Source organism: Celerinatantimonas marina (assembly GCF_046054165.1).
Taxonomy (GTDB): domain Bacteria; phylum Pseudomonadota; class Gammaproteobacteria; order Enterobacterales; family Celerinatantimonadaceae; genus Celerinatantimonas.
The window spans coordinates 102,276-112,201 of sequence record NZ_JBFNXK010000014.1; the positions used below are offsets into that span (position 1 = coordinate 102,276).

Consider the following 9,926-nt stretch of genomic DNA (forward strand, 5'->3'; position numbering starts at 1 on the left):
TAAATAATAAGTGAGATTGAATGTCTGTTAAGGTTTTAGTTGTTGATGATTCAAGTTTTTTTCGACGTAGAGTTACGGAAATTCTGGATGCAGAACCTTCTCTGGAAGTTATAGCTGCAGCTAAAAATGGTCGAGAGGCCATTGATATGACGCTTCAACTAAAGCCTGATGTGATTACAATGGATGTTGAAATGCCGGTTCTGGATGGTATTTCGGCAGTCCGTGAAATCATGCGATTGTTACCGACACCTATTTTGATGTTCTCCTCCTTAACGCATGATGGTGCTAAGGCTACTTTGGATGCGTTAGATGCGGGAGCGTTGGATTTTATTCCTAAGAAATTTGAAGATATTGCCCGTAATCGAGATGAAGCGATTGAGTTGTTGCAACAACGAGTAAAAGCGATTGCTCGCCGCCGGTTTTTAATGCGAAGGACAACGCCATCATCATCTATTCCTTCAACCCGTTCCCCATTGGGTTCTGAAACTCGGGATCTTCGAACATCTACTGGCCGAGCACTTCATTCCTCAACTGAAAATACATCGGTAGGTTCTGCTAATTCATCTTTGCGCGCTAGAGGGGGGATAAAACCTGAATCCACTCCGCCTTCTAAGCCCATAGCTATTCGACGTTCGGGGAAGAACTACCGATTGGTGGCGATTGGAACCTCAACAGGTGGACCGGTGGCACTGCAAACGATTTTAACCAGTTTACCGGCTAATTTTCCGCTTCCTATTTTATTGGTTCAGCATATGCCATCGACATTCACAGCGGCGTTTGCCTCTCGATTAGATAGCTTATGTCAAATTAGTGTCAAAGAAGCAGCCGATGGGGATGTCATTAAACCGGGTTGGGCTTACTTAGCTCCCGGAGGCAAACAGATGCTGGTGGATGGGCATGGTTCTCAGGCAAAAATTCGCATTATCGAATCAGATGATCCTAAGATTAATTATAAACCGAGTGTTGATATTACATTTGCGTCGCTTGCTAAAGTTTATCAGGATAAAGTTTTGGCTATGGTTCTGACTGGTATGGGGGCTGATGGTCGGGAAGGATCGCGAATGTTGAACAAATATGGTTCAACGATTTGGGCTCAGGATGAGCAAACTTGTGTTGTTTATGGAATGCCTCAGGCTATTGCAAAAGCGGGTTTAGCACAGCTGCAACTGCCGATTGATCGCTTTGGTCAAGCGATTGTGACGGAAATTGGTCATGGATAAGCTGACCCTGATAGGTTTGCTGCTGGCCTTTGGTTCGCTGGTGGCGGGTCAGTGGTTAAGTGGCGGTAGCCTTCTCATTTTATTTAATGTTCACGCTTTCATTATCGTGGTCGGTGGTACACTCGGGGCGGTTATGATCCAGTCGTCTTGGCATCACTTTATCGCAGCTTGGCAGCATCTGGGATGGGTATTTAAGCCCCCTAAGTATGAATTTGCTCTGTCGGCTCGGCAATTGCGTCAGTGGGGAACTCAGGTTCGGCAGCAGGGCTTTTTAAGTCTGGAAGATGCCTATGGTGATGAGGTAGATGACTTTTGCCGTCGTGGATTAGGATTGCTGATCGATGGCATTGAACCAGCAATGATGCAGGAATTGCTAGAACAGCAAATGGATCTAGAGCAAGAACAACTAGAGAGTCAGGCTCGGATTTTTGAATCGATGGGGGGATATAGCCCTACGATTGGTATTCTGGGGGCCGTACTTGGCCTGATCCAGGCGATGGCCTATTTGGCGACTCCTGAACAGTTAGGTAATGGCATCGCTGTTGCTTTTGTTTCTACCATCTATGGCGTTGGATTTGCGAATTTTGTGTATCTTCCTATTGCGAATAAATTACGTCAGATTAACAGTCAGCAAATGGTTTATCAGGAAATGGTCTTAAGCGGGTTGATTGCTATTGCGCAAGGTGAAAGTAGTTTATCGCTAGAGCGTCGATTAAGTAGTTTTTCATCCGGATTTCGCCTATGAGACGGATCCATCGGCGACGTCGTCATTTAGGTCATCGGGAAGATACCCACCGATGGCTAGTTTCATACGCCGATTACATGACCTTGATGTTTGCTTTATTTGTGATGTTATATGCATTGGCTATCGTCAATCGGGATCGGTATCCAGTGTTAATGGAACATCTCAGTGAGGCCGTCAATATCCTGTCTCAGGAACAACAATTACCACAGAAACCAGATATTTTACCTTATCCCCAGAGTGCGTTGCAGTTGGGCGAAGGAAAACGAGCGATTGCTCCTGATGTGAAAGGTCAGCAGGAGCAAGTTGTCAGTTCAGCCGAGGGGGGGGAACAATCGATTGACCGTTCTTCAGCTTTATTGCCACAGCCTATGCTGCCACCTCAATTGAGCACTGTTTCAGAAAAACAGCAAGGTCAGTCACTGGCAAGTTTGGAAATAAAATTAAAACAACATTTGAGTACGGCCATACAGGAACACCATGTTGTTTTATCACGTAGTCAAGATTGGCTTATTATTCGATTAGACAGTGGGTTACTATTTGCTAGTGGTAGCGCCTCATTGCTTAATTCTGCGAAGTTTTTATTGGATCAACTCGCATCTGTTTTAGATTCTGCCAATAATTATATACGGGTACGAGGCTATACTGATAATCAACCGATCAATACGGAGCTCTATGGATCGAATTGGGAATTATCCGTGGCACGGGCACTGCATGTACTTCGTTATTTGACGGAGCAGGGGATTGTTCCTCAGCGCTTAGCGGTAGAAGGTTATGGTCAGTATACGCCTTTAATGGCGAACGATTCGGAGGCTCATCGCATGGAAAACAGGCGGGTTGTGATCGCTTTGTCGCGCTATGCTTGGGTAGCTCCAAAGCCTTTGATCAAGAATGCTACATCGGTACCAGAACCATCAGGCAATTCTCAAGAGAATCGTACTAAAGCCGATAGTAAAACTATCTTGACCATTCCTCTACAAGGTGGCGGTGTGCGCTACACAACAAGGCAGGATGAATAGTGTTAGTATGGACAGTTGCAAATCAGAAGGGTGGCGTGGGGAAGACCACTACGGTGGTGACGCTGGCCGGGCTATTAGCTCAGAATGGTAAGCGGGTTTTGCTGGTCGATACCGATCCGCACGCATCGTTAACTAGTTATCTGAATTATGATTCGGATTCATTGGATCATAGTTTATATGAGCTATTTCAGAGCCGTTCGAACCGTAGTGCATCGCATATTCATGAGACTATTATTCATACTCAACACGACAAATTACATCTCATTCCTGCGAGTATGGCATTAGCGACCCTTGATAAAACGCTAGGGCAAAGTGAAGGCATGGGATTGATTTTAAAAAACATTCTTTCACAGGTTAAAGACGAGTATGATTATGTCATTATTGATTGTCCCCCTGTGCTTGGCGTTATGATGGTGAATGCTCTGGCGGCTTGTCAGCGGGTTTTAGTTCCGGTACAGACTGAATTTTTAGCGTTAAAGGGATTGGAACGGATGATCAAGACGTTTCAGATTATGCAGCGTTCTTGTCCGAATCCGATCGTCTATACTATTGTTCCGACCATGTACGATAAACGAACTAGAGCCTCTCTGACGGCATTGAAAGAGCTGCAGGAGAAATATCATGAGAATGTCTGGAACGCTGTCATCCCTATTGATACTAAATTTCGGGATGCCAGTGTCCGTCATTTGCCCCCTTCGTTTTTTATGAGAAAGTGCCGAGGTGTATTTGCTTATGAAACATTACTTCGATATCTCATTCGGCTAGCGAAGGAACGGGTATGAGTTCGCATCAATCAGAGCAGGCTCTGGATGATTATTTTGTATCGTTACTCAATAGTCATGAGGTAACTGAATCTCCGTCAGACGTGATGGCCGATCCTTCGGCGGCATCAAATGGTGAGTTGTTGCCGGTCGTTGCTCCAGAGAGAACTTCATTACGAGCGGATGATCGGTATCAGAAGTCTGAACCGTCAGTGTCATCCACCAGAGTGAAACCGTTAGAACAGTTACTGAAACAGACGGAAGTTCAACCCAAGCCTTTCTCTGAGCCTCCCGTTTTACCTCAGGTCCTTCCGATTATTCCCCAAGAATTACCGGAAGTAGAGATTGAGGTGGTAGCCGATGAAGGGGTTGAAATACCTGCATCAGAGTTGTCTCAAGAAATAACGGAAACAGAAGAGTCAGCTGAGTTACAGATTGCACCAGAAGCGCCGGAACCATGGCATAATATAGAAACGGAACATTCATTCCAGGCGCTCTTTTTTGAGGTTGCTGGGGTGACCTATGCGGTTCCTCTAACCGATTTAGGCGGAATTCATCAAATCCGAGAAATTACTTCTATTTTTGGCAAACCAGATTGGTTCGCTGGCATTATGGTTCAGCGGGAAGAGAAAATTAATGCAATTGATACGGCTAAGTGGGTGTTGCCACATGAGTCGTTGGAAGTGGATTATCGTTATCTGGTTATGCTTGGTGAAACGGACTGGGGACTCTGTTGTGAACGGTTGTTGGGGACGGAATGGCTGAATCAGGATGATGTAAAATGGCGGGTCTCTTCAGGAAAACGCCCGTGGTTGGCCGGATTGATTAAACAACGAATGTGCGCGTTATTACATGTAAGTGAACTGATTAAATTATTGAATCAGGGTGTGAATATCAACGGTAATTAATTTAATTATAGAAAGTATATCGATTTATTTGATTTCTAAACTGGGAATATTACACAATTCGTTTTATAACTTATTAGTGGATACGCTTTTGTCTTAAGGCGCTGATAAAAGGATTAAACCGATGAGCGAACAAAGAAACGTTGCCGAAAACATTGCAGGAGATGAAGTTTTGCAGTGGGTGACATTTCAGCTAGAAAAAGAAACCTATGGTATCAACGTCATGCAGGTTCAGGAAGTCTTGCGGTATAGTGAGATAGCTCCGGTGCCTGGGGCTCCTGATTACGTATTAGGGATTATTAATCTGCGTGGGAATGTCGTGACTGTGATCGATACACGTTCACGGTTTGGACTTCCATCCGCAGAAGTTACTGATAATTCTCGTATCGTTATTATTGAAGCCGAAAAACAGGTGATTGGTATCTTAGTGGATAGTGTGGCTGAGGTGGTTTACCTGCGTAGTAGCGAAATTGATACTGCTCCGAATGTGGGCACTGAAGAGAGTGCTAAGTTTATTCAAGGCGTGAGTAACCGGGATGGTCAGTTGTTAATTTTGGTGGATCTCAATAAACTGTTATCCGATGATGAATGGGATGAGTTGAGTTCACTATAATTGATGATTTGGTTTCAATGGATTGCTCCTGTTATTGCTGTGATCGCATTTATGTGCGGATATTTATATGTCCGTAAAAGCAGACAAGTATGGCAGGAGCAACAACGGAAGTTATCGAGCTATGAGTTGTTAACGAAGCGAATGGTTAAGAGCCATGATTCGATTCAAAAGCAGCTCATTGAAATCCATTCAGCGAATCATGCTATGATGCAACGGGTTGCCGAGTTGGAAGCGGTTGTTGAACAGACGGTATCTCGACAGAATGAGATTGTAACTCAAGACCCAGATAGCCGTTTGTATACTCGGGCGGTTAAAATGGTTGAGTTGGGTGCCGACATTCAGGAAGTGATGAAGGAATGTGAGTTACCACGAGCAGAAGCGGAGCTACTGTATACGCTGCATGGTAAACCCCTCAACTCTTAGTTTTTAATTAAGCTTTGTCTTCGATTTTGTTATGGATATTGGTCCAGTGTGCTGGGAATTTACCCTGTAACAAATAGGCAAAGCTGATCAGTTCTGCAATGACTGTATAAAGTTGTTCTGGTATTTCTTCATCAAGGGTGAGTTGATCCAGCATTGCCAATAAATTCTTATCTTCATAGATCATGATCCCTGCTTCTCTGGCGGCTTGAATAATCTCTTCTGCAAGTTGATTGTAGCCCTTAGTTTTTACGGTGGGGGCACCTTGACCACTATAGCCAAGCGCTATTGCCGCTTTATCTTCATATTGTGTCATATATGCATGTCCAATTGGCCCTGATGGGTTGGAATAAGCGTATCAGGAATATGTCCTAATTGAGTTTGTACCGTGAGTTGCGAAATGCCCAGTTCTTCCAGCCGTGTTTGTAGCAAAGGCATTGACTGTTTAACTCGTTGTAACCATGTATCCGATGGACAATAAAATTGTAATTTGAATTCTGTAGCTGCTGACAGACGGATGTCTGCCAAAATATGTTGATTCTGTTCGACAGGAAGGAGCATTTTTAGATGCCAGCCATGATCTTCCGGGCGGTTTGGAGATGATTTTTGCTGAGAAATTTTAGCTTCAATCCGTCGGGTTTGCTGATCCCAAGGAAGTGGAATATTAAAAAATAGTGATTGTGCACTATCTTGTGCAGATTGGACACTAGCTATCTGAGCCGACTGAAGTTGTCCGGTTACTTGTTTTAACGTATCCATCAAATTTTTGGTTTCTGTAAATGTTGCCGCTTCTTTAAGTAATGCAGGATCGGTTTTAATCAGTTGTTGGAGCAACTTCGCGGCATCTGGAGATAACTTTGGAAGTAACAAACTACTGAGCAGCTGGTTAAAGGGGGTGCTCAAGGGAGTTGATGTGCCACTATTGAGCGGCTGAAAGTTTAACATTAAATTCAATAAACGCTTGGTTTCTGTAGGCGTTATTTCTCGATCAAAGGGTTTAAGTAAATTCAAAAATTGTTGTAAGACTGTGGCGATCGTCGGGCTTTGGTTGAGTTGGGATGATGATGGTATCGTTGCCGTATGATCCAAAAAAGAACTCAGTAGCGTCAACGTCGTCAATGCTATTGATAAATTTGGTTCAGGAGTGGCTACAGATTTTGTGATTGAAGTGGCTGCAGTTGGAGTGACAGGAGCCAGTGGCGCTATGGGTGGCGTTGGTTTCATCGGAGGAATATTCATCATCAGGATCCTAAGCTATCCACGAGTTTTGAGCCTGCTGTTATGGCGAAAGAGCATTTAAATTAAACGAGGCTAAGAATGATAGCATCTTATTTAAACGAACTTCAGATGACAGCTCACTATGAATCATCAGCAATAACAGGCAATCTATATACCATGATTACGGAATGGTATTGTACAGTTAAAATAAGACGAAACTGTTCGCCGTTGACACAGATTTGTCATTTTTAATGTATAATCAGTTTTCCTGAGTTGCTATTTTAGCCACTGATTCAGGATGTCGTATGGGATAGCATGATGGAACAGGTTGCGTTTATGTCAGTTTCATTATGAAATAATGATCATGTGATCCAGACAGTTGCCTTTGCATGCTACTTTTACTCCCGGTAAGGTATAGGCGCTGCTCTGATCGGGTATGGACAAAAGGTAGTATTGTGTTGAAAAAGACCATCATGTTTTGGGTGATCGTCCCTCTTTTTGTTTGTTTTCAGGCAAATGCCGCAGAAAAAGATGGATCGACTCAGGATTATGACCCTCTAGAATCGATTAACCGTCCGATTTGGAATTTTAACTATAATTATCTTGATAAACCGATTTATCGGCCTGTCGTTCATGGATACGTAAATCATGTTCCTTCGGGAGGACGGCGTAGCGTGAATAACTTTATGCGTAATTTAGAAGAACCGGGAAGTATGGTGAATAATCTAATGCAGCTAAAGTTTAAAGCCGCACTCAATAATTTTACTCGATTTGTATTTAATTCGACGTTTGGGGTTTTTGGGTTGATTGATGTGATGGGGCGTGCAGGTGTAAAACGAGATCTGTCTGATTTTAGTGACGTCTTAGGGCACTATGGGGTTGGTGATGGCCCTTATTTGATGCTTCCTGCTTTAGGTCCTTCGACTGCTCGGCAGTTGACCGGTGATATTGTCGATCAATTTTATTTTCCGTTTACTCAGCTAAATATGTTGCAAACAGCAATCCGTTGGACGGTTGATGGTGTGAATCGTCGCTCGGAAGTCGTCGATCAGGAGCCATTAGTGGATGGTTCTCTGGATTCGTACAGCTTTGTGAAAGATGCCTATTTACAGTATCGGCGTTATCGTTTTTACAATGGTCATCCGCCTGCTCAACAGCCTGATTCGTCTGTTGATATGGGACAATACATGGACGAAATTGAATCAAATAATTAATAACAAATCATGGCATGACTCGATTAGCATGAAAATATAACAGAAGAGTCACAGACCAAAATTTGGCATTCTCGTTTTATATTCGAGGAGCAAGGTAGCCGATGAGTCGTAACAAGCAATGGCTATTGAGTGACATCAATGTATTGATTATTGACGAAGAGGATGTATTCGTTCGTCGACTGGAGACTTATTTAAGTCGCCAGGGGGCTACTGTAACCTTAATTCATGACGGGTATCAGGTTATGGAAGCTTGTCTTTATGATAATCCAGATGTTGTATTCATTGATTTGTCACTTTCTAACCGAGATGGTATTGAGTTAATCAGGTTTTTGGGTCAAGGGCCTTGGGCTTGTATTGCCATGTCGTCACACAGCAACCTGGATGAAATTCGTCAGGCGTTACGACTTGGCGCGTGCGATTTTTTGCTCAAGCCATTTTTCGATTTTGAAATATTAGGGTCGGTGATTCAGACTAATATTCAGCAGCTTCCCCGAGTGAAAGAACAGCAGCAAATTGCTCAGCTGCAGGAACATTTTGATTTCTTTAAAAGTCATGATGTTGCTGCCAGTCAGTTATTAGCTCAGATGTTACCGGAATCCGGCCAGCAAATAGGTAAATTTCTTTATATTCATCAGTTAAAAGGCAGTACGATACTCCCATTGGTCGGTGGGCTGGATGATGTCTATACGGCTGTTGCTATTATTGATTTTAGTTTATCCGGAAGCGAAGTTGCTGTTGCTGCCGTTATTTTGAATTCGCTTTTACAGCAAGCTTGGAATGCCTATCGGTGTGAACATGACCCTCTGGCGATTACGCCACATCTACTCATGAAGCATCTGAATGAAATGATTTGTCGTGCGGGGGTGAAAGCTTCGATTGGGATGGTTTATGCGGTCTTGGATCATGAAAATATCTATTCCGTTAATGCTGGTGTGCTTGACATCAAACCCCCTTTTATTCGATCAGAATTTGGCCTTGGTCTGATTGAACACGTGAATTATTCAACCCATAGTGAAAAGCTGGATTCACGGGGGTTTCATGTCTCATTATCTAATCAAAGTGGCGATCGTCTAAGCCTCAAATTATCGCCAATGAGCTATTAATTACATACTCATCATTTGACTTAGTATCTGCTCTTCTTTATAACAATTAGGTGAGTTTATTGGATATAGAAGGTCAGTTATGGATAATTCGATGCCTTGGCATCTGCTCTATTGCAAAGCTAGGAATGAGAAGCGTGCCGAAATGCATCTGGCTAATCAGGGAGTGGTAAGTTTTTTCCCAGTTTTTTCAAGCGAACGAATTCTCCGGGGAAAGAAAACAAAAGTTATAGAACCGGTATTTCCCAATTATTTATTTGTGAAAATGACGGAACAAACCAGTTTTACCTCGATCCGTTCTACTCGTGGGGTTTCGGATTTTGTCCGTGTGGGTAATACCCCGGTTAAGGTGCCTGCTAATTTGGTTTATCAGTTGATGTCTCGTTCAGATACCGATGAACTGAATGAAGCTGTGTCCCAACAACTGTGTTTGTTACCGAAAATTGGTGACAAAGTATGGATTAAAGATGGACCTTATCGGGGGCTTGATGCCATTTATCAAAAAGCCGATGGTTTGGAACGTTCGATTTTATTAATTAACCTATTACACCAGGAAGTTGAAATTTGCGTTGAAAATGCAGAGTTAGCTTTTTAGTGCCATAGGGCCGCCATCCTTTAGAAAACCACTTCATTGAAGCTGTCTCTTGATCACAAGTCCTGTTCAAGAGACAAAGCGAGTTCATAGCCTTCAAGGATGGCTTGTAGTTTGAGCCA

The 9,926-nt window shown here is 43.2% G+C and carries 12 protein-coding genes; 10 read left to right on the top strand and 2 right to left on the bottom strand.

Annotated elements, in window-relative coordinates; genetic code table 11:
• The first annotated feature begins 20 nt into the window (after positions 1-20).
• The 7 genes from ABUE20_RS14915 (at position 21) to ABUE20_RS14945 (ending at position 5,683) form a co-directional block, all read left to right on the top strand.
• Positions 21-1,220 (top strand): protein-glutamate methylesterase/protein-glutamine glutaminase, encoded by a 1,200-nt coding sequence (locus tag ABUE20_RS14915; protein WP_408620743.1) that lies wholly within the window; start codon positions 21-23, stop codon positions 1,218-1,220.
• Positions 1,213-1,965, top strand: a complete 753-nt coding sequence (locus tag ABUE20_RS14920; RefSeq protein ID WP_408620744.1) for a flagellar motor protein — start codon at positions 1,213-1,215, stop codon at positions 1,963-1,965. The genes ABUE20_RS14915 and ABUE20_RS14920 overlap by 8 nt, the downstream gene beginning before the upstream one ends.
• A complete protein-coding gene (locus ABUE20_RS14925; protein WP_408620745.1) occupies positions 1,962-2,981 on the top strand; it encodes an OmpA family protein in 1,020 nt (339 codons plus the stop codon). The genes ABUE20_RS14920 and ABUE20_RS14925 overlap by 4 nt, the downstream gene beginning before the upstream one ends.
• Positions 2,981-3,763 carry a ParA family protein gene (locus ABUE20_RS14930; RefSeq protein WP_408620746.1) on the top strand — a complete coding sequence of 261 codons (783 nt, stop codon included), beginning with the start codon at positions 2,981-2,983 and terminating at the stop codon, positions 3,761-3,763. The genes ABUE20_RS14925 and ABUE20_RS14930 overlap by 1 nt, the downstream gene beginning before the upstream one ends.
• Positions 3,760-4,650, top strand: coding sequence for a chemotaxis protein CheW (locus ABUE20_RS14935; protein WP_408620747.1), 891 nt, complete (start codon positions 3,760-3,762; stop codon positions 4,648-4,650). The genes ABUE20_RS14930 and ABUE20_RS14935 overlap by 4 nt, the downstream gene beginning before the upstream one ends.
• A 121-nt stretch (positions 4,651-4,771) precedes the next feature.
• The gene (locus ABUE20_RS14940) at positions 4,772-5,260 is read left to right on the top strand and encodes a chemotaxis protein CheW (RefSeq protein WP_408620748.1); all 489 of its coding nucleotides are present in this window, start codon (positions 4,772-4,774) and stop codon (positions 5,258-5,260) included.
• Between the two features lie 3 nt (positions 5,261-5,263).
• Positions 5,264-5,683, top strand: a complete 420-nt coding sequence (locus ABUE20_RS14945) for a DUF2802 domain-containing protein (protein WP_408620749.1) — start codon at positions 5,264-5,266, stop codon at positions 5,681-5,683.
• A 7-nt stretch (positions 5,684-5,690) separates the two neighbouring features.
• Here the strand turns inward: ABUE20_RS14945 and ABUE20_RS14950 are convergent, their stop codons facing one another.
• Together ABUE20_RS14950 and ABUE20_RS14955 are read right to left on the bottom strand one after the other, a co-directional pair.
• Positions 5,691-5,996 (bottom strand): EscU/YscU/HrcU family type III secretion system export apparatus switch protein, encoded by a 306-nt coding sequence (locus ABUE20_RS14950; protein ID WP_408620750.1) that lies wholly within the window; start codon positions 5,994-5,996, stop codon positions 5,691-5,693.
• On the bottom strand, positions 5,993-6,922 hold the full coding sequence (locus ABUE20_RS14955; protein WP_408620751.1) for a hypothetical protein: 930 nt from the start codon (positions 6,920-6,922) through the stop codon (positions 5,993-5,995). The genes ABUE20_RS14950 and ABUE20_RS14955 overlap by 4 nt, the downstream gene beginning before the upstream one ends.
• A gap of 431 nt (positions 6,923-7,353) precedes the next feature.
• Between ABUE20_RS14955 and ABUE20_RS14960 the strand changes: the two genes are divergently transcribed.
• From ABUE20_RS14960 to rfaH, 3 genes are all read left to right on the top strand, one after another.
• Positions 7,354-8,112 carry an MlaA family lipoprotein gene (locus ABUE20_RS14960; RefSeq protein ID WP_408620752.1) on the top strand — a complete coding sequence of 253 codons (759 nt, stop codon included), beginning with the start codon at positions 7,354-7,356 and terminating at the stop codon, positions 8,110-8,112.
• A 101-nt stretch (positions 8,113-8,213) separates the two neighbouring features.
• Entirely contained in the window at positions 8,214-9,215 is a 1,002-nt protein-coding gene (locus ABUE20_RS14965) for a response regulator (RefSeq protein WP_408620753.1), read from the top strand.
• A 79-nt stretch (positions 9,216-9,294) separates the two neighbouring features.
• On the top strand, positions 9,295-9,807 hold the full coding sequence (gene rfaH, locus ABUE20_RS14970) for a transcription/translation regulatory transformer protein RfaH (RefSeq protein WP_408620754.1): 513 nt from the start codon (positions 9,295-9,297) through the stop codon (positions 9,805-9,807).
• Positions 9,808-9,926: the final 119 nt, after the last annotated feature.

What these genes read in the sequence shown, in the direction of transcription:
- ABUE20_RS14915 (WP_408620743.1), top strand. Translation starts at nt 21, where the DNA reads ATGTCTGTTAAGGTTTTAGTTGTTGATGATTCAAGTTTTTTTCGACGT.
- ABUE20_RS14920 (WP_408620744.1), top strand. Translation starts at nt 1,213, where the DNA reads ATGGATAAGCTGACCCTGATAGGTTTGCTGCTGGCCTTTGGTTCGCTG.
- ABUE20_RS14965 (WP_408620753.1), top strand. Translation starts at nt 8,214, where the DNA reads ATGAGTCGTAACAAGCAATGGCTATTGAGTGACATCAATGTATTGATT.
- ABUE20_RS14945 (WP_408620749.1), top strand. Translation starts at nt 5,264, where the DNA reads ATGATTTGGTTTCAATGGATTGCTCCTGTTATTGCTGTGATCGCATTT.
- ABUE20_RS14940 (WP_408620748.1), top strand. Translation starts at nt 4,772, where the DNA reads ATGAGCGAACAAAGAAACGTTGCCGAAAACATTGCAGGAGATGAAGTT.
- ABUE20_RS14925 (WP_408620745.1), top strand. Translation starts at nt 1,962, where the DNA reads ATGAGACGGATCCATCGGCGACGTCGTCATTTAGGTCATCGGGAAGAT.
- rfaH (WP_408620754.1), top strand. Translation starts at nt 9,295, where the DNA reads ATGGATAATTCGATGCCTTGGCATCTGCTCTATTGCAAAGCTAGGAAT.
- ABUE20_RS14950 (WP_408620750.1), bottom strand. Translation starts at nt 5,996, where the DNA reads ATGACACAATATGAAGATAAAGCGGCAATAGCGCTTGGCTATAGTGGT.
- ABUE20_RS14955 (WP_408620751.1), bottom strand. Translation starts at nt 6,922, where the DNA reads ATGATGAATATTCCTCCGATGAAACCAACGCCACCCATAGCGCCACTG.
- ABUE20_RS14935 (WP_408620747.1), top strand. Translation starts at nt 3,760, where the DNA reads ATGAGTTCGCATCAATCAGAGCAGGCTCTGGATGATTATTTTGTATCG.